Here is a 19,450-nt window from a genome sequence, read left to right as displayed (position 1 = left end):
CTCTTTCCTTGTCTTGGCGGGAGGCGGTTCTTCAGCGGAACCAGATGAAGCTCATCAATACGAACAGCGGCACCAGAATGCCTAGCGACCAGGCCATGTAGCCGAAGAAGCTGGGCATCTTCACGCCGCGCTCCTCGGCAATGGCCTTGACCATCAGGTTGGGCGCGTTGCCGATATAGGTGTTGGCACCCATGAACACCGCGCCCGCGGAGATGGCCGCCAGCGTGGAGGCCATCGTGGTCATCAGCTGCGCGGCGTCGCCCCCTGCGGTGTTGAAGAACACCAGGTAGGTCGGCGCGTTGTCGAGGAAGGAGGACAGCAGGCCCGTGGCCCAGAAGTACATCAGCGGATCGGGCGTGCCGTCGGCGCGCGTGACGGCGCCCACGATGGCGCCGAACGGCCCGCCCGTGCCCGCCTTGAGCATGGCGATCACGGGAATGATGGTCAGGAAGATGCCCGCGAACAGCTTGGCCACTTCCTGCATCGGCCCCCAGCCGAATTCATTGGCCTGGTGCACGCTGCGCGGCGTGAGCCTGAGGGACAGCACAGTCACGGCGACGAGGCCCGCATCGCGCACCAGACCCGGCAGGCCCACATGCGTGCCGGCCAGCACCAGGCCGGCATCGGTACGCCACAGGCCGCTCATCAGCACCAGTGCCACCACGGCCAGCAGCAGCACGAAGTTCACGCCGCCATCAAAGCCCAGGCGGCTGGCGCGGCCCAAGGCATCGACGCTGGGCGTGGGATCGGGCAGATCCGCCTCGCCGGCCTTGCGCAGCAGCCAGGCATCGATCGCGTAGAACAGCGCCAGCAGCGCGCCCACCAGGAACAGCGTCTCGGTGAAGATGTGGCGTACCGTCCAGAAGAAATCCACCCCCTTGAGAAAGCCCAGGAACAGCGGTGGATCGCCCAGCGGCGTCAGCGAGCCGCCGGCATTGGAGACGATGAAGATGAAGAACACCACCACATGCACCTGGTGCCTGCGGTTGTCGTTGGCGCGCAGCAGCGGCCGGATCAGCAGCATCGAGGCGCCCGTGGTCCCCATGAAGCTGGCCAGCACGGCGCCGATCGCCAGAATGGCCGTGTTCAGCCCCGGCGATCCCTTGAGATTGCCGCGCACATAGATGCCGCCCGACACCGTGTACAGCGCCGTCAGCAGGATCACGAACGGCAGGTATTCGGCCAGCAGGGCATGCACCAGGTTGGCCATGGCCGCGCCCACGCCGAACACCGCCGCGAAGGGCAGCAGAAAGACCAGCGCCCAGGCGGCCGTCACCTTGCCGAAATGCCGGTGCCAGAAATGGGGCGCCGCCAGCGGCATCAGGGCGATGGACAACAGCATGCCCGCAAACGGCACGCCCCAAAGTACCGAAAGCTGGCCGCCGTCGATATCGGCGGCCAGGGCCCAGGATGGCGCGCAGGTGGCCAGCAGCGCCAGCAATCCGCGCAATGCCTTCATGGTCCCGTCTCCTCTTTGTTCTCTATTCACTGTCCCCTCCTGGCGGCAGGTGGTGCCGTAATCAAGCCTGCGCCGCAGGCGGCGCAATCTCGAACACCTGACGCAGGTAGGCCAGGTACTTCTCGTCATCGCACATGCTCTTGCCCGGCGTGTCCGAGAGCTTGGCCACGGGCTGGCCGTTGCAGCGGGTCATCTTGATGACGATCTGCAGCGGCACATGGTCGGGCGCGTCGCCCAGGTCGTTGGTCAGGTTGGTGCCTATGCCGAAGGCCAGCTGGCAGCGGCCATGGAAGCGCTGGAACAGCTCGATGGTGCGCGGCACCGTCAGGCCGTCGCTGAAGATCAGCGTCTTGGTCAGCGGATCGATGCGGTTGGCACGGTAGTGGGCCAGCAGCCGCTCGCCCCATTCGAACGGGTCACCGCTGTCGTGGCGCGCACCGTCGAAGAGCTTGCAGAAGTACAGGTCGAAATCGCGCAGGAAGGCCGACATGCCGTAGACGTCCGACAGCGCAATGCCCAGGTCGCCCCGGTATTCGCGCGCCCAGGATTCGAAGCCGAAGATCTGGCTGTCGCGCAGGCGCGGGCCCAGGGACTGGCAGGCCTGCAGGTATTCATGCGCCAGCGTGCCCAGGGGCCGGACGCCCAGCTTCATGGCGTACAGCACATTGCTGGTGCCGGCGAACTGGCCTTCGGTCTCCGCGGATGTGCCGGGCCGGCCCAGGCGTGCGCACAGCACGCGCAGCACCTCTTCATGCCAGGCCCGCGAAAAGCGGCGGCGCGTGCCGTAGTCGGCAATCTTGAGCTGCTCCAGGCCGGGCTGCTGCAGCAGCGCGATCTTGGCATCCAGCCGGCGCCGGCCTTCCGGAAAATCGGGCACCGGCTGGGTGTTGCGGAAGTACACCTCGTTGACGATGGCCAGCACGGGAATCTCGAACAGGATGGTGTGCAGCCAGGGCCCGCGGATGGTGATGTCGATCTCGCCATTGGGCAGCGCCTGCACCGTGATGCATTTCTCGTTGAGGTGGAACAGGCCCAGGAAATCGACGAAGTCGCTCTTGATGAAGCGCAGCGAGCTCAGATAGGCCAGCTCCGCGTCCTGGAAACGCAGGCTGCACAGCGAGCGGATCTCGGAGCGGATCTCGTTCACATAGGGTGCGAGCTGCACGCCGGGGTTGCGGCACTTGAAGCGGTACTCGACCTGTGCTCCGGGAAACTGGTGCAGCACCACCTGCATCATCGTGAATTTGTACAGGTCGGTATCGAGCAGGCTGGTGATGATCATGGACAGAGCCGGGCGGTAAGCGCCCCAGCGGTCAGATGGCAGACAGCTTTCGAGTGTAGGCCATACACACGCTGCCGCGCTGCGAGCGCACGCCTTGCATGCGCCCCGGACGCCATCAGCCGCGCAGCAGCGGCTCCAGCACCTGTCGCAGCGCCTGCGGAATCTGGGCAGGCCGGCGCGTATGCCGGTCCACATAGACATGCACGAAATGCCCGGCCGCCGCCGTCAATGGCTCGCCCTGCGCGAACAGCCCCACCTCGTAGCGCACGCTGGAGCCACCGATGCGGGCCACCCGGATACCGGCCTCCACCTCCTGCGGGAAGGCCAGCGGCGCAAAGTAATTGCATTGCGTCTCTATGACCAGGCCTATCGTCTCGCCCGCGTGGATATCCAGCGCGCCCTGCTCGATCAGATGGGCATTCACCGCCGTATCGAACCAGCTGTAATAGACGACGTTGTTGACGTGCCCGTAGACATCGTTGTCCGACCAGCGCGTGCTGATGCGTCGGAATGCCGCATAGGCCGAACGGGGCTGCGGCGCGGGGCGGCTCGGGGGCGATTCATTCATGGCGGCCATTGTGCCGCCGGCCGAATGCGCCCTGTCCCCAGCCACTGTCGCCATCACGACGCGCACTGTTGCCAATCACTCGCCAAGCGAGTAAGCATGCAAACCGAAAAATGTCGTCAAACCGACATAAAACCAATTCAAAATCAAAGACTTACAAAAAACCCACAGCTTTGCCGATTTTTTTGCTGCACCGCAGCATCAGGTACTTGATTCCTTTTTTGCAATCCCTACAATAAGACCCATGCTGCACTGCAACATGACACTCAGTCAGGTCAGCGCAGGCAATTCCCCGTAACCCGAGACCCCTGTGGTCCGTTTTTCTGGAGACTGACATGAGCTTGACCCCTGACCAAATCCTGAGCGCACAAAAGGCCAACCTGGAAACCCTGTTCGGCCTGACGAGCAAGGCCTTCGAAGGCGTTGAAAAGCTGGTGGAACTGAATGTGACCGCCTCGCGCGCCGCACTGAACGAAGCCGCCCAGCACACCCAGGCCGTCCTGAGCGTGAAGGATGCGCAGGAGCTGCTGTCGCTGCAGGCCAACCTGTTCCAGCCCCTGGCTGAAAAGACCGCTGCCTACAGCCGCCACCTGTACGACATCGCCAGCGGCACCGGTGCCGAGCTGGCCAAGGCCTTCGAAAGCCAGGCGTCCGATCTGCAGAAGAACTTCAGCGCCCTGGTGGACACCACCGCCAAGAACGCACCCGCAGGTTCCGAAACCGCCGTGGCCGTGATGAAGAGCGCCGTGTCGGCTGCCAACAATGCCTTCGAGTCGGTGCAAAAGGCCGTCAAGCAGGCTTCGGACCTGGCGGAAGCCAACTTCACGGCCGTGACCAACACCGCCAGCGAAGCCGTCCAGTCGGCCCAGACCCGCAAGCGTTGATCACGCCGTCTTACAACAGGACTGCGTGCAAGAATCAGTGATTACCCTCATAATTGCATGCATCCCGGGTCGCAAGACCTGACCAGTTGTCTCCTTGGATCCTCTCGAAACCCCCGTTTCTGGATCCTTTCAAAACCCAGTCCTTGGACTGGGTTTTTTTTATTCCCGTCCTCGATACCCCGGGCTGCCATAGCCCTCCAGAACCACCCTCTTTATTAAGAACGATTCGCGTCTGGCCTATCATCGCGCTTTGCCAACAAAGAGAGGCCTGTCTTCATGTCGAAATCCCTGAAAGCCCTGTTTGCCGCTTGCGCCCTGGTGGCTGCCGGCACAGCCATTGCCGACTCCCAGGTAGTCAACCTCTACTCCGCGCGCCACTACTCCACGGACGAGGAGCTGTACAACGGCTTCACCAAGGCCACCGGCATCAAGATCAACCGCGTGGACGGCGACGACGCCGGCATCATTGCGCGCCTGAAGGCCGAGGGCCAGGCCTCGCCGGCCGACGTGATCCTGCTGGTCGATGCCGCGCGCCTGTACCGCGGCGAGGTGGATGGCCTGTTCCAGCCCATCCACTCCAAGCTGCTGGAAGACGCCATTCCCTCCAACCTGCGCGCCCAGCCCACGGCCGATGGCATCAGCTGGTTCGGCCTGTCCACACGTGCCCGCGTCATCGTCTACAACAAGGCCAAGGTCCAGCCTGCCGACGTGCAGAACTACGAATCGCTGGCCGACCCCAAGTTCAAGGGCCAGCTGTGCATCCGCTCGGGCTCGCATCCCTACAACCTGAGCCTGTTCGGCACCGTGGTCGAACACATGGGCGAGCAAAAGGCAGAGGGCTGGATCCAGGGCATGAAGGCCAACCTGGCCCGCCCGCCCAAGGGTGGCGACACCGACCAGATCAAGGCCGTGGCCTCGGGCGAATGCACCATCGGCGTGACCAACAGCTACTACCTGGCGCGCATGATGCGCTCGGGCAAGCCCGAGGACCAGGCCGTGGTCGGCAAGATCGGCGTGGTCTTCCCCAACCAGTCCAGCTGGGGCACGCACCTGAACATCGCGGGCGGCGCCGTGGCACGCCATGCCAAGAACAAGGACAACGCCGTCAAGTTCCTGGAGTACCTGGCCAGCCCCGCCGCCCAGAACTACTTTGCCAACGGCAACAACGAGTGGCCAGCAGCCAAGGGCGTGGAACTGGACAACCCTGCCCTCAAGGAAATGACCGGCGGCAAGCCCTTCAAGAGCGAGACCATCCCGATCACGGCCGTGGGCAAGAACATGACCAAGGTCCAGCAAATGCTGGACCGTGCCGGGTTCCAGTAATCCCCATCGCGCCCATCACCAGCCCGGCACTGCCGGGCTTTTTCTTGGGCGCGACATGGCTGCGGCCGGGGCTGCATGCATAATTTGAGAGTTACGTTTACGTCAACGTCAGATAACCAAGGAGACATTCCATGCAGATCAAGGACCGGGTATTCATCGTCACGGGCGGCGCCTCCGGGCTGGGCGAAGGCACGGCGCGCATGCTGGCGGCCGAGGGCGGCAAGGTGGTGATCGCCGATATGCAGGCGGACAAGGGCGAGGCCGTGGCGCGCGAGATCGGCGGCGTCTTCGTCAAATGCGACGTGAGCCAGGAGGCCGATGGCCAGGCCGTGGTGGACAAGGCCGTGAGCCTGGGCAAGCTGGCAGGCCTGGTCAACTGCGCAGGCATTGCGCCCGCCGAGAAGACCGTGGGCAAGAACGGCGCGCACAACCTGGCGCTGTTTTCCAAGACCATCACGGTCAACCTGATCGGCAGCTTCAACATGATCCGCCTGGCCGCCGCCGCCATGTCGGCCAACGAGCCCGAGAGCACGGGCGAGCGCGGCGTGCTGATCTCCACGGCCAGCGTGGCGGCCTACGACGGCCAGATCGGCCAGGCGGCCTATGCGGCGTCCAAGGGCGGCGTGGTCGGCATGACGCTGCCCATTGCGCGCGACCTGGCGCGCAACGGCATCCGCAACATGACGATTGCCCCCGGCATCTTCGGCACGCCTATGCTGTTCGGCATGCCGCAGGAAGTGCAGGATGCGCTGGCCGCCGGCGTGCCCTTCCCCAGCCGCCTGGGCACGCCCCAGGACTATGCCAAGCTGGTGCGCCACATCCTGGACAACGACATGCTCAATGGCGAGGTGATCCGGCTGGACGGGGCCATTCGTCTGGCGCCGAAGTAAGCACCCCCTGAGCGGCTGCGCCGCTTCCCCCTCTCTTTCTCGCTTCGCGAGGGAGGGGGACGACACCCTCGCGACGGGGCGGCGCGGCCGGCATAGGCCCTTGCTCGGTGTCCCTCGCTTTGGGCCGTGCCGGTTTTTGAGATACGCGCGTTGTCACACCGTGGTGTCTGCAGGCGCTCTGGCCATCATCTCCAGCCCCTTGCGCAATGCAGGGAACAGGCTGTGCTGGAAGTTGTTCCAGCGCAGCTCAAGAATCGTGTCTTGGGGATCGATGTCGGTGCCCAGCACGTCGGCGATGACTTCGCCGGAGTCGATGCCGTTGTCCACGTAGTGAAAGGATGCGCCGGTCTTGAAAAGGGGCGGGACCGGGCGCTGTTCCATGGTCTTCCAGTCCACGATCTTGTAGCCTTGTGCGCCATGCAGCGCGTCCAGCGTGGCGCAGGCGCCCCGGCGTTCATAGGGTGACTCCAGGCGCGTGATGCCGGGGTGGATGTTGGCGATCCTGCGGTGGAACAGGGCACCGGGCCGCACGAGCCGGTCCAGGATGACGAGCAGGCCATCCAGCACCACCCGCTCGGCACCCAGCTGTACCAGCCTGTCCTGCAACTGCGCCTCGAACATCTGCTTGCCCACGGCGCGCTGCGGATCGTTCAGCGGCAGGCGCCGGTAGGAAGACGGCACGGCCATGAGCAGGTCATTGACCCTGCGCCCCTGGATGCGCAGGTCCGGCGGATAGAACCAGCGGCCGCCCGGCCGGTAGCTGAAGCCGTAGTCGCCGATCTTTTCGCGGTCGCGCGGCGAGGCCTCGTCGTCGTCGTGGATCACGGCCTCCAGGCTGTAGATATCGCCCAGCGGGCTGGTGTCCAGCAGCTCGCCCAGGTATTCGAGCGGCGACTTCATGTAGCGCGTTGCGCCCTTGTAGGCGATGTGCTGGCCGGCCTGGTCGGCGGCGGCGTTTCTCAGGGACCAGATGTAGACGAGTTTTGTCTTTGCCATGTTCGTGGATTCAGCAGGAATTCAGATGTCGGCCAGCACGCCTTGACTGGCGGGACTGGCCGATGCAGCCGCCACCGGCTGCGCCCCGTCTTGCGGCAGGACCATGCGGCCGGCCTCCATGCGCACGATGCGGTCGGCCAGGTGGAAGTAGCGATCGTCATGGGAGATGACCACCAGCAGGTGGCCCCTGGCGCGCAGCTCGGGCAGCAGCTCGGTGTAGAACAGGTGGCGGAAGCTCGGGTCCTGGTCGGCCGCCCATTCGTCGAAGACCAGCACGGGCCGGCCCTCCAGATAGGCGTGGACCAGGGCCAGGCGCTTGCGCTGGCCGGTGGACAGGTCGATGGTGCTGAAGCTGCCGTTGCGCACGCTGACCTTGTGGGCGATCTCCAGCCGCTGCAGGTAGGGCAGCGCGGCCTCGGGCAGCGCGGCGGCCTGGCCTTCCTCGCCACCGGCCACCAGGTCCTCGAACAGGTAGAAGTCCGAGAACACCGTGGTGAACAGCTGGCGGTAGTCATCGCGCGTCTGTGCCGTGACGGGCTGGCCGTCATGCAGGATCTCGCCCTGCTGGGGCGCGTACAGGCCCAGCAGCAGCTTGATCAGCGTGGTCTTGCCCGAGCCGTTGTCACCCACCACAAAGACCAGTTCGCCCTTGCCCAGCTTCAGGTCGATGGGGCCGATCTCGAAGGCCTTGCCGCCTTCGGGCGCATCGAAGGCATAGCGCACGCCCCGCAGCTCCAGGCCGTGGTCCAGGCGGACCTCGCCGGGCGGGCTGTCCAGGTCCAGGTGCAGGTGCGGCTCGGGACTGGCAAAGCGCGCCGACAGGTCGGCAATGCGCTGCAGCGCCACCTTGGCACGGCCCAGGTTGGGCAGCGCGCCCGCGATCTGGTCCATGGGGCCCTTGAGGAACAGCAGCACCAGCACGAAGCCGCTGAGCACCACGGGCTCGGTGGTGCGCAGCGCGGCCCAGCCCAGGATGAGGGCGATCAACAGAAAGAACAGCGCCGAGCCGAAGGCCGAGGCCAGTACATAGGTGTTGATGGCGCGGCTGTTGATGCGGCGGATGGCATCCACCGTGCCGCCGATCTGCCCGTCGAAGATGCGGCCCCGGCGCGCGCGGTGCATGCGCAGCTCCTTGGCGCCTTCGCTGATGGCGCGGTAGGCCTTGTGCAGCACTTCCTCGTGATCGCGCGCCTTCCAGAACCCCGCCACGCCGCGCGACTGCGCCAGCGCCTGCAGGCTCACGCCCAGCACCAGCGCCACCACCAGCATGGCAAACAGCGGCGGCGACAGCAGGGCCAGGTAGGCCAGGCAGCCCAGCGCAATGGCCAGGGCGATCACGTTGGAGGCCAGCACGAAGGCCACGTCGCTGATCATGTCCACGTCCTGCGTGAGCACGGGCATGAGGCGGTGCGTGCGGTAGCGCTCCAGCGCGTCGATGGGCGCGGCCAGGATCTTGCTGGCCAGCTCCTTGCGCAGCCGGGCCACCAGGCGCTGCCCCACGAAATTGCCCGACATGTCGGACGTGGCCCGGCACACCAGCACGGTGGCGCACAGGGCGATGAAGGTCAGCAGCAGCCCGCCGGCCAATCCGCCTGGGCGGTTGAGCACCTGGTTGATGGTCGCCAGCAGCGCCACCGTGGCCCCACCCGCGCAAATGCCCGTGACCACGGACAGGGCCATCCACGGCAGGAAGGGCCTGAGCAGGCGCAGTACCTCGGATGGCGGTCGGCTGGCGTTTTCCATAAGGGATTCCTCTGGCGCCCGTGGGCGCATGGCCTTGCAATACCGGCGCGGCCCGGCGTTTTCCTGGGGATGCGGCGCACGGCGCACGCTGCCCACTCCCTGCAAGACGTGCGAGCGCGGGAAATGTTCATCGTCCCGGCGATGAACAAATTCCGCCGCCCAGCGTCATCACGGGGAAGGGGCAGCGCGGGCACCATGCCCTGCACCGGCCCGCCCTGCCTTGTCTGCCGCACACCCGAAGGACGCCATGGCTCTCCACCCCGACCTGCAAGCATTTCTCGAACTCGCCAACGCCCAGGCATCCAGCCGCCCGCGCATGAGCCAGATGACGGCAGCGCAGGCGCGCGCCGCCTACGACAACGCCACGCTGGCGCTGGACCTGCCGGGCGATGGGCTGCCTACCGAAGACCTGGAGCTGCCCACGCGTGACGGCGCACGCATCCGCGCCCGCCTCTACCGGGGCGAAGCGCAGGCTGCGTCCGCGCCCTGCCTGCTGTTCTTTCACGGCGGCGGCTATGTGCTGGGCGGGCTCGAATCGCATGACAGCCTGTGCCGCAGCCTGGCGCTGGGCACGCCCTGCAATGTGCTGGCCATCGACTACCGGCTGGCGCCAGAGCACCGCTTTCCCACCGCCTTCCTCGACGCAGAGGACGCCCTGGCCTGGCTGCTGGAGCACGGCGGCCGCCATGGCCTGGACGCGCAGCGCCTGGCCATTGGCGGCGACAGCGTCGGGGGCACGCTGGCCACGGCCCTGTGCATCGCCGCACGCGACGCGGGCATGCCCCAGCCCTTGCTGCAGTTGCTGCTCTACCCCTGCACGGCAGCGCAGCAGGACAGTGACTCGCATGCGCGCCTGGCCACCGGCCATCTGCTGGAAGGTGACACCCTGGCCTGGATGTTCGGCCAATACCTGCGCAGCGATGCGGACCGGCAGGACTGGCGCTTTGCCCCGCTGCAGGCATCCGACCTGGGCCGGCTGGCCCCCACGCTGATGGTGCTGGCCGAGTACGACCCGCTGATCGACGAAGGAAAGCGCTATGCCGAGCGGCTGCAGGCCGCCGGCGTGGCCGTGGACCTGCAGATCTACGCCGGCATGGTCCATGACTTTGCGCGGCTGGGCGCCCTCACCGAAGAGACCGAGGTGCTGCGCGGCCGGATCTGCAAGGCACTGGCCCATGCCTTCCAGGCGGCCCGGATCCCGGCCCTGGCATGAACATTTGCCGCGCCTGCGCGTCATCCCGGTCATGAGGCTGCCTTGTGTCCCTTGTGTCCCTTGTGTCCCTTGTGTCCCTTGTGTCCCCTGTGCCCTTGCCCGAGCCCCGACCCGTGTCCCGCACGCGGGGCACTCCATCTGAAAGAGTCCACGTGCGTCCAGTAGAAGCCACCGCTACACCGTCACCGGACGCCTCCGGCGCCAGCTACCTCGCCCATGCAGGCGCCGAGACGATCAGCGTCTTCGTCGATGGACAGCGGCTGCGCCTGGAACGTTCGGGGTCCGTGAATGCCGGCAGGCCCGGCAAGCACAGTCTCTGGAACCTGTCACCCGCGGCCGCGCCAGGCCTGCTGCGGCTGCAATGGCTGGGCCCCTGCTCGGGCATGCCCGAAGCCGATGAACTGCTGGCCGCGCTGCAGGCCGGTTTCGGCCTGCACCCGGATGCCCGGGAAATCGAGCTGTCCCTGCCCCGCCTGCCACCGGGCCTGCGCGACAGCATCGCCACAGTGCAGCCAGGCCAGGCTCCGCGCGTGGCAAGAAGCGTGCTCTGGCAGCAGCCCCTGTGGCTGCCCCGCCCGCGCCCACCCTATGCGCTGCACTACACGATCAGCGAAGGCCGGCGCCACCCCGTGCGCCTGCACAAGCCGCGCGGCGAGGTCTACCGCCGCTTCATCCCCTGGCTGGGCCGCACGCTGAGCTTTCGCACCGTGGAGCCCGAGGCCGACCTGCCCCTCATCCACCGCTGGATGAACGACCCGGTCGTCGCGCATTTCTGGGAGGAAAGCGGCGACCTTGCCCACCACCGCGCCTATCTGCAGCGCATGGCCGGCGACCCGCATGCGCTCGGCCTCATCGGCTGCTTCGACGGCGAGCCCTTCGGCTACTTCGAGGCCTACTGGGCCAAGGAAGACCGCATCGCCCCCTTCTATGACGCGGGCGACCATGACCGGGGCTGGCATGCGCTGGTGGGGGAGGCGCGGTTCCGCGGCCAGCCCTACCTGACGGCCTGGCTGCCCTCGCTGTCGCACTACCTCTTTCTGGACGACTGCCGCACGCAGCGCATCGTCGTAGAGCCGCGCGCCGACAACCGCAAGATGCGCAAAAGCCTGCCGCGCTGCGGCTATGCGCTGGTCAAGGAATTCGACTTCCCGCACAAGCGCGCCGTGCTGGGAGTGCTGCTCAGGGAACGCTTTTTCGCAGACGCCTTGTGGATACCGCAGACCGACGCAGCCGCGCCGGACGCACTGGACGCATCGACCCAATGAAAGGACCTTCCATGCAAACCCACCCGCTGATCGGCATCGGCTTCGGCCCCTCCAACATTGCCCTGGCCATCGCCCTCAAGGAGCGCGAAACCACCGCGCGGGCCATGCACCCCGTCTTCATCGAAAAGCAGCCGCGCTTCGCCTGGCACAAGGACATGCTGCTGGAGCAGGCCCACATGCAGGTGTCCTTCCTCAAGGACCTGGCCACGCTGCGCAATCCCACCAGCCGCTTCACCTTCATCAACTACCTGCACGAGAAGGGCCGGCTGCAGGACTTCATCAACCTCAAGACCTTCTTTCCCAGCCGCCACGAGTTCAACGACTACCTGGCCTGGGCCGCCTCCAAGTTCGAGGACCGCTGCGTCTACGGCCAGGAAGTCATCGAGGTGTTGCCGGAAAAACGCGACGGCAAGGTGGAGCTGCTGCGCGTGCGCTCGCGCGATGCGGCCGGCAACGTGCATGAGCGCCTGGGCCAGAACCTGGTCATGAGCATCGGCGGCACGCCCAGCATTCCCGAGCAGTTCAAGCCCCTGCGCGGCGATGCGCGCGTCTTCCACTCCAGCGCCTACCTGCGCAGCATTGCCGAGCATGCCAGGCCGCTGCGCATCGCCGTCGTGGGCGCGGGCCAGAGCGCCGCCGAAATCTTCATGAACCTGCACGGCCGCTACGCCGCCGCCGAGATCGACCTGGTCATGCGCGCCCGCTCCATCCGCCCGTCCGACGACAGCCCCTTCGTCAACGAAATCTTCAACGCCGACTTCGTGGACCATGTCTACAGCCGCCCGCACGACGAGCGCGGCGCCCTGCTGCGCGAGTTCTGGCACACCAACTACGCCTGCCCCGACCTGGAGCTGATCGAGAGCATCTTCAAGGTGTTCTATGAACAGAAGGTCGTCGGCGACACGCGCCACCGCTTCCTGCGCCGCCACGAGGTGCAGGATGCGCGCGCCGCCAGCGACGGCATCCACCTGGGCCTGCGCGACCTCAACAGCGGCATCGACCATGCATCGCGCTACGACGTGGTGGTGCTGGCCACCGGCTATGCGCGCGAGCACCACAAGACCCTGCTGGACCCGCTGGCCCCCTACCTGGGCGACTTCTCCGTGAGCCGCGACTACCAGGTGCACACCACGCCGGACTTTCGCCCCGCCATCTTCCTGCAGGGCGCCTGCGAGGGCTCCCACGGCCTCAGCGACACCCTGCTGTCGGTCACCTCGGTGCGCACCGGCGAAATCGGCGACGCCCTGCTGGCAGCGCAAGCCCAAAAACCCGATGTTGCGCGCACAGAACAGCTGGCGCTGCAGGACTGAAAGATCGCACCGGGCATGATGGCGCACGAATCTCCCATGCCATAATTTGAATGCAAACCATTTGCATTTGAATTCGAATCACCTGCGCCGCTGAATCCCATACCCGCTGCTGCACCGCCCCGGCCCTGGCCGGGGTTGCGGCATCCGGTAGGCCCTTCTCTGTACGGACCCAGGGGTTCCAACCCATCGCCCTTGCGGAAAGGCAGGTATCCGGATGCGTGACCTGATCCAGGAACTCGTGGCTCACTATGGCGATCTGCGCCGCCAGCTCACGCGCGATCTCCGGGATCCGCACTATGCGGCCGACATCGCGCAATCGAGCTTCGAGCGGGTCTATGTGCACGCCCTGGGCCTGCGCAGCGGCAAGAAGGCCGAGGCGCTCCCCGATGCCGACATCGAATCCCCGCGCGCCCTGCTGTTTCGCGTGGCACGCAACCTGTGCATAGACGATGCGCGCAAGCGCAAGACCTCCCAGGACTGGACGCGCCAGCAAATGGCGGTGCAGCACAGCGCGCCCTCCAGCGAAACCCTGGCCGCCCAGCGCCAGATCCTGGACCGCGTCGTCCAGGCGCTGGAAAGCCTGCCGCCGCGCCGGCGCGAAGTCTTCATCCTCTTTCGCGCCCATGGCTACACGCGCGCGGAAATCGCCGATCAGCTCAACATCACCGAAATGGCCGTCGCCAAGCACATGGTGCGCGCCACGCTGGACTGCTCGCGCGTGCTGGCCCAGCTGCGCTCCGAGCTGATCGAGGACCATGCGCTGGGCAGCGCCATGGATTTCGACAACAGTACACTGACCGACGACGCATCCTGACCCCCCCTTTCCATGGCAAGTGCACCTAGCGAGCGCATGGTCGAGCATGCGCTGACGCTGATCGTTCAAAGCGAAATCGCTCCCGACCCGGTGGCCCACCAGGCACGCCTGACCCTGGGCGAATGGCGCGAGAAATCAGCCCGGCACGATGCCGCCGCACGCGAGGCGCACCTGCGCTGGAACATGCTCGGCGGCCTGTCCGGCGGACTGCGCGAGCAATTCCAGGAAACCGCCCTGCTGGCGGACAGCGCCTCGCGCTCCACCAGGAGCGTCCAGCGCCGCAAGCTGCTGCTGTCGTTTGCAGGGCTGCTGGGCACCGGCGCGCTGGCGGGCCGGGGCGCCTACTGGTACTGGCAGCAGCCCCTGCACACCTCGGCCTATGCCACGCGCAACTCGCAGATGCTCAAGGTCACGCTGGCCGACGGCAAGGCGCCGCTGCAGGCCAGCCGCATCGAGCTGGCGCCCCAGAGCGCCATTGCCGTGACGCTCTACCGCCAGCGCCGCAGCGTATCCATGTCGCGCGGGGAAGCGCGATTCGAAGTGGCCTCGGACCCCGACCGCCCCTTCGAGGTCATCACGCGCGAGGCGCGCATCGAGGTCGTGGGTACGGTGTTCACCGTGCGCGACCGTGGCGGCACGGTCACGGTGGGCGTGGAGCATGGCCATGTCAGGGTCCGCGTGCTGGGCAGGGATGCGCAGGATCCGACGACCGAGGCGGCGGCCACGCTGGACCTGCTGCCAGGCCAGGTGGTGGACATCCGCAATGGCCAGCCCGAGGCCGTGCGCCAGGCCGATGCCGCCACGCTGTCCGCCTGGCGCGAAGGCTGGCTGGTCTTCGAGAACACCCCGCTGGCCGAGGCCCTGGCCACCGTCAACGCCTACCGCACCCAGCCCATCGAAGCCGCCGATGCGCGCGTGGCCGCGCTGCGCCTGACGGGGCGCTTTCGCGCCAATGACTCGGCCGGCCTGCTGGCCGTGCTGCCCTCCATCCTGCCGCTGAGGGTGCGCGCGCAGGCCGATGGCAGCGTGCAGCTGCAGGCGCTCTGAACGGCGCCTTCGGTTCCCCGACAAAGAAAAGGCCACGGCCGGATCGCTCCAGCCGTGGCCCATGGCCCATGCCCGCTTACCAGCGATAGGTGGCCGTGCCGATCACCTTGCGGGGCTCGCCGTAGAAGCAGCCGTAGGAGCAGCTGGCGATATAGGTCTTGTCGGTCAGGTTGGTGAGGTTCAGGGCGAAGCGCCAGGGTCCGGTGGTGTAGCTGACCATGGCATCCACCAGGGTGAACGCCGGCAGCGAGACGGGAACGCCATAGGCCAGGCCGCGTGTCTGGCCCAGGTACCTGGCGCCCATGCCCACCTTGAGGCCGGCAAGCCCGAAGTCGCCAAAGCTGTAGTCGCCCCACAGCGATATCTGGTTGTAGGGCACGCCGATGGAGCGCTTGCCCAGCTCGTCCGGCTGCAGGGGGCTTGCCTGCGTGGTGCGCGCATCCGTGTAGGCATAGGCGGCAATGATGTTCACATTGCGGCCGATGGAGCTTCGCGCCTCCAGCTCGAAGCCGCGGGAGCGGACTTCACCGGCCTGTATGTTGAACGCCCTGCTGGCGTCCTGGGGATCGGGCACGAGCAGGTTCTGGCGGGTGAGCTGGAAGACCGCCGCCGAAACCATGGCCCTGGAGCCGCTGGGCTGGTAGCGGACACCGGCCTCGTACTGCTGCCCCGTCGTGGGCTTGAACCGCGATCCAAGGCGGTCCTGGCCCTGGGTGGGCTCGAAGGACTCGCTGTAGCTGAAGAAGGGGGCAAGGCCATTGGCGGCGAGATAGACCACGCCCAGCCGGCCCGTGAAGGCCGAGCTTTTCTCATTGGCCGCGCTCACGTCCCCGGTGAAGAAGTTCGTCTCGTTGAAGCGGACCTTGTCATAGCGGCCGCCCAGCAGAACCACCCACTTGTCATCGATCTTGATCTGGTCCTGCGCATAGATGCCGAGGCGCTTGTAGTCGTTCTTCCAGGACGATCGGTAGTAGGGGGAGACAGGGCCCACCGGCTTGCCGTAGACCGGGTTGAAGACATCGAGGTCGGCGGCCTGCTGTTCATAGCGCTCGGTCTCGTGCTTTGGCAGGGCGTAGTCGAAGCCCACCAGCATGGTGTGCTTGATGCGGCCCTGGTCCAGCTGGTACTGCAGCGAGGTATCGGTCACGAAGGCCGACGAGCGGTCCCAGCGCGGCTGGTAGTAGCGCTCCACCACCGAGCGCTGGTCGGCGGACAGGCCCCAGCCGTCCGTGCTGAAGTAGCTGCTCTTTGCGTTGTAGTAGCGCATGCTGTTCCTGAGCTTGAGCTTCTCGGAAAAGGCATGTTCGAAGAGATAGCCGATGGAGTAGCGGTCCAGATCGAATTTGTCCCGCCCCGCCTCTCCGATGAAGCGGTTGCGGGGAATCTGTCCATTGATGTTGGGCAGCAGGGTGCCGTAGGCGGGCAGCCCGTAGACGTAGGTGGTGCGGTCCTTCTGGACCTCGGCCAACAGTGTCAGCGAGGTATTCGCATCGGGCTGCCACTTGAGCGATGGGGCGACATAGGTTCTGTCATCGGGGACACGGTCGATGAAGCTGTCGCTGTCGCGCTTGAGCGCCACCAGCCGGTAGGACCATTTGCCCTCGTCGTCCAGGGCACCCGCAAAATCACCCGAGACCTGCCTGCGCCCGAAGCTTCCGGCGTCGATGTTCAGCTCCCGGATTTTTTCCGTGGTGGGCCGCTTGCTCACGGTGTTGACCACGCCGCCCGGGGAGACCGAGCCAAAGATCACCGAAGAGGCGCCCTTGAGCAGCTCGATGCGCTCCAGGCCGTAGGGCTCCTGCCGTCCGTCGTAGATGTTGGCCGTGAACAGGCTGCCGTCCCGGTACATGCCCGTGGTGCGGAATCCGCGCAGGTACAGGCTGTCCGAGGTCCGGTCCAGGCCCTCGGCGCGGGTGACGCCGGCCGCGTAGCCCAGCGCATCCTGCAGGCTTTGCGACTTCAGCGTCTCGATCTCCTGGGCACCGATGACCGTGATGGACTGCGGTGTCTCCAGGATGGGCGTATCGGTCTTGGTGCCCGTTGAACTGCGCCGGGCGACATAGCCCTGCACGGGGCCGGCTGCGGTTTCGCTGTCCGTGACGTTGATGGTCGGCAAGGTCGCGCCGGAGACCGCGGGACGGCGGATGGCGAAGCCTCCGTTGTTCATCCTGATGGCTTCCAGGGACGTGCCGGCCAGCAGCTCCCGCAAGGCCTGCTCCGATGTCAGGCGGCCGTTGACGGCGCGGGAACTGAGCCCGGCCACCAGGTCGCCTGCGGCAAACATCTGGGTTCCCGTCTGGCGGGACAGCTCGTTGATGGCCGAAGCCAGGGCCTGGGCCGGCACATGGATATCGAACACTTGGGCAGCCTCCTGCCCTGTGGCCTGGGCCACCGCCTCGGTGCTCCAGAACGAGACGGAACCAAAGGCCGTGGCAAGGGCCAGGCTCAGCAGATGTTGACGGGGCAAGGAAGGCATGGTCGAAGAATTTCCAAAGGCATTGAATGAGACTGGTTACCAACCGGGCACGGACCTCCGCCCGGGTTGCTGTGCATTCCAAAGACGTTCTGCGCGCAAAAATGGAGACAAGGTGTAACCCGGTTTTCACGAAAAAGACCCGGGACGGGGCGGGCCGGGGGAGGCACCCCGGCCGCCGTTGCCCCTCAGTCCAGCGCGTACTCCAGCGCCAAGGCGTCGAGGATTTCGGCCGTCAGCCCCTCGTTCCTCATGATGGCGTAGTGGTCGGCGCGGATCACCGCGCCCTCTGCCCTTTCGGCCCTTCCGGCGTCCTCCTGGCGCAGCTGGTGCGCGAGCCGCAGCCGGTGCCCGGCCGCGGTTTCATCGCTCCACCAAAGGCTTGCCGCCGCTTGCACGGGCGCCAGGGCCTGCGCCTGCAGCGCCAGGTGCTTCAGGTGCAGGGTGGTCAGAAAGGCCTGGGCCAGGTCGGCGCCGTCCATGCAGGCATGGCCGCTGGGCCCCCCCGGTCCCTGCCTTGCAGCTTCGCGGCCCAGCGCGGCAGCCAGCAGATCGGCGCGGGGCGGCACCGATGCATCGATGTCCGCAAGGTCCTCGATGCGCGCCAAGGGCAGCATCTGCGAGACGAAGAGCCGGAAGTCATCCCACCACGACGGGGACCCGGCCGCATCGCCAGCAGGCACGAACGGGTCCACCAGCCCCAGGAAACCCACCGTCTGCCCCTGGCCTTCGAGCCGGGCCGCGATCAAGGCCGCCAGGCTGCCGCCCAGGGACCAGCCGAGCAGGTGGTAGGGGCCGGCGGGCTGTACCTGCCTCACCATCGCGCAGTAGTCGTCGGCCATCTGCTCCAGCGAGCGGTCGCGGTAGCCGGGATCGCCCAGGCTGCGGCAGGGTATGGCGTGGACGGTGCGCCGGTCCTGCAGTGCCCGCGCCAGCGGCTGGTAGTCAAACACCGTGCCGAACCCGGCATGCACGCAAAACAGCGGTGGCGCAGCCTCACACACGGCGTTGAGCGCCACGACGCCCCCAGCTCCACCGGCGCCGGCTGAGCGAAGCTCCAGCAGGCCGGCAATGGTGGGCCGCTGCAGAAGGTCGCGCAGCTTGAAGTCCAACTGCGGATCGCCCAGCTTGCGCACCTTGGCGTGCATCCTGAGACTGAGCAGGGAGTCCCCGCCCAGCTCGAAGAAGTTGTCGGTCTCGCCCACGCGTTCCACGCCAAGCACCTCCTGCCAGATGCGGGCCAGCGCCATGGCCGACGCTGTGGACGGTGGCACGTGCACCCGCGCGGCATCTGCCTGCGGCAGCGGCAGCGCACCACGGTCGAGCTTGCCGCTGACCAGTCTTGGCAGGGCGGGCAGGACCAGCGTATGGGCCGGCAGCATGTAGTCGGGCAGGTGCTCGCCTGTCTGCTGGCGGATGCGCTGGACCAGGGACTGCGCGGCGGTGCCCTCCTCCCCCACCACATAGGCCACCAGCTGCTTGCCTGTACCGGCATCCTGGACCAGCACGGCGGCATCGACCACGCCGGGCACGGCCCGGACGGCCTTCTCGACCTCGCCCAGCTCGATGCGGAAGCCCCGGATCTTGACCTGGTGGTCGGCCCGGCCGATGTACTCGATGTTGCCGTCCGGCATCTCGCGCACCAGGTCCCCCGTGCGGTACAGGCGGCCGCCACCGCCGTCGAAGGGGTCGGCGACGAAGCGCTCGGCCGTCAGGCCGTGGCGCGACAGATAGCCGCGCGCCAGGCCGTAGCCGCCGATGTACAGCTCGCCCACGACGCCGTGCGGCACCCGGTGCAGGTCGGCATCCAGGATGTGCACCGTGCGCTCGCCCACGGGCCGGCCGATGGGGGCGTAGGCGCAGTCGAAGGTCTCGCTGGCCTCGGCCTTCCAGATCAGCGGCGTCACCACCGTCTCGGTGGGGCCGTAGCCGTTGATGAGCAGGCGCGGGCGCAGGCTCTGGCGCACCTTGTCGTAGGCGGCCTTGGGCATGGCCTCGCCACCGAAGACGTACAGCTCCACCGGCGGCGGCTCCTGCGACTGTTCTGCGGCCCAGTCCGCGATCTGCGCCAGATAGGCCGGCGGGAACGCGGCATTGGAGATGCCGTGGTGGCGCAGGGCCTCGCAGGCCTGCTCCGCCGTCCACATCTGCGGCTCGCGCAGCACCAGGCCGGCGCCGATGCTCAG

General features: G+C 66.8%; 15 protein-coding genes (1 of these 15 cut by a window edge). 8 read left to right on the top strand and 7 right to left on the bottom strand.

Features of this window, described 5'->3' with window-relative positions; all coding sequences use genetic code 11:
• Nucleotides 1-31: 31 nt before the first annotated feature.
• From U6958_RS11870 to U6958_RS11860, 3 genes are all read right to left on the bottom strand, one after another.
• Entirely contained in the window at nt 32-1,459 is a 1,428-nt protein-coding gene (locus U6958_RS11870) for a sodium:proton antiporter (protein WP_074921447.1), read from the bottom strand.
• A gap of 61 nt (nt 1,460-1,520) precedes the next feature.
• Nucleotides 1,521-2,741, bottom strand: coding sequence for a nicotinate phosphoribosyltransferase (pncB, locus tag U6958_RS11865; protein ID WP_074921446.1), 1,221 nt, complete (start codon nt 2,739-2,741; stop codon nt 1,521-1,523).
• Nucleotides 2,742-2,856: 115 nt separating this feature from the next.
• On the bottom strand, nt 2,857-3,318 hold the full coding sequence (locus U6958_RS11860; protein WP_017404735.1) for a thioesterase family protein: 462 nt from the start codon (nt 3,316-3,318) through the stop codon (nt 2,857-2,859).
• A gap of 323 nt (nt 3,319-3,641) precedes the next feature.
• On the opposite strand from U6958_RS11860, the gene U6958_RS11855 reads away from it, so the two are divergent.
• The 3 genes from U6958_RS11855 to U6958_RS11845 all read left to right on the top strand — a co-directional run bounded on the left by U6958_RS11855 (nt 3,642) and on the right by U6958_RS11845 (nt 6,403).
• Complete coding sequence (locus U6958_RS11855) at nt 3,642-4,190, top strand: phasin family protein (RefSeq protein WP_016450488.1); 549 nt, start codon at nt 3,642-3,644, stop codon at nt 4,188-4,190.
• 276 nt (nt 4,191-4,466) lie between these two features.
• Nucleotides 4,467-5,513 (top strand): extracellular solute-binding protein, encoded by a 1,047-nt coding sequence (locus U6958_RS11850; RefSeq protein WP_016450487.1) that lies wholly within the window; start codon nt 4,467-4,469, stop codon nt 5,511-5,513.
• Between the two features lie 131 nt (nt 5,514-5,644).
• A complete protein-coding gene (locus U6958_RS11845) occupies nt 5,645-6,403 on the top strand; it encodes a 3-hydroxyacyl-CoA dehydrogenase (RefSeq protein WP_034363673.1) in 759 nt (252 codons plus the stop codon).
• A 153-nt stretch (nt 6,404-6,556) separates the two neighbouring features.
• Here U6958_RS11845 and U6958_RS11840 read toward each other — a convergent pair whose 3' ends face one another.
• Nucleotides 6,557-7,399: a N(5)-hydroxyornithine transformylase PvdF gene (locus U6958_RS11840; RefSeq protein ID WP_074921445.1), complete on the bottom strand. Its 843-nt coding sequence runs from the start codon at nt 7,397-7,399 to the stop codon at nt 6,557-6,559.
• A gap of 21 nt (nt 7,400-7,420) precedes the next feature.
• Nucleotides 7,421-9,142 carry a cyclic peptide export ABC transporter gene (locus tag U6958_RS11835; protein WP_074921444.1) on the bottom strand — a complete coding sequence of 574 codons (1,722 nt, stop codon included), beginning with the start codon at nt 9,140-9,142 and terminating at the stop codon, nt 7,421-7,423.
• A 247-nt stretch (nt 9,143-9,389) separates the two neighbouring features.
• Between U6958_RS11835 and U6958_RS11830 the strand changes: the two genes are divergently transcribed.
• From U6958_RS11830 to U6958_RS11810, 5 genes are all read left to right on the top strand, one after another.
• Nucleotides 9,390-10,355, top strand: a complete 966-nt coding sequence (locus U6958_RS11830; RefSeq protein ID WP_074921443.1) for an alpha/beta hydrolase — start codon at nt 9,390-9,392, stop codon at nt 10,353-10,355.
• 152 nt (nt 10,356-10,507) lie between these two features.
• Nucleotides 10,508-11,620: a GNAT family N-acetyltransferase gene (locus U6958_RS11825; protein WP_074921442.1), complete on the top strand. Its 1,113-nt coding sequence runs from the start codon at nt 10,508-10,510 to the stop codon at nt 11,618-11,620.
• 11 nt (nt 11,621-11,631) lie between these two features.
• Nucleotides 11,632-12,930 carry a lysine N(6)-hydroxylase/L-ornithine N(5)-oxygenase family protein gene (locus U6958_RS11820; RefSeq protein ID WP_074921441.1) on the top strand — a complete coding sequence of 433 codons (1,299 nt, stop codon included), beginning with the start codon at nt 11,632-11,634 and terminating at the stop codon, nt 12,928-12,930.
• Between the two features lie 214 nt (nt 12,931-13,144).
• Complete coding sequence (locus U6958_RS11815) at nt 13,145-13,744, top strand: RNA polymerase sigma factor (protein ID WP_017404741.1); 600 nt, start codon at nt 13,145-13,147, stop codon at nt 13,742-13,744.
• Between the two features lie 12 nt (nt 13,745-13,756).
• Nucleotides 13,757-14,791, top strand: a complete 1,035-nt coding sequence (locus tag U6958_RS11810; RefSeq protein WP_074921440.1) for a FecR family protein — start codon at nt 13,757-13,759, stop codon at nt 14,789-14,791.
• 76 nt (nt 14,792-14,867) lie between these two features.
• Here the strand turns inward: U6958_RS11810 and U6958_RS11805 are convergent, their stop codons facing one another.
• Together U6958_RS11805 and U6958_RS11800 are read right to left on the bottom strand one after the other, a co-directional pair.
• Entirely contained in the window at nt 14,868-17,267 is a 2,400-nt protein-coding gene (locus U6958_RS11805) for a TonB-dependent siderophore receptor (protein ID WP_043790281.1), read from the bottom strand.
• 185 nt (nt 17,268-17,452) lie between these two features.
• Nucleotides 17,453-19,450, bottom strand: the final stretch of a protein-coding gene (locus U6958_RS11800; RefSeq protein WP_350337308.1) for a non-ribosomal peptide synthase/polyketide synthase. 16,599 nt of this gene lie beyond the right edge of the window; only the last 1,998 of its 18,597 coding nucleotides appear in the window; its start codon lies off the right edge, out of view; the stop codon is at nt 17,453-17,455.

This window comes from Delftia lacustris (genome assembly GCF_040267515.1).
Lineage (GTDB): Bacteria > Pseudomonadota > Gammaproteobacteria > Burkholderiales > Burkholderiaceae_C > Comamonas > Comamonas tsuruhatensis.
This window is presented reverse-complemented; position numbering and strand designations above follow the sequence as displayed.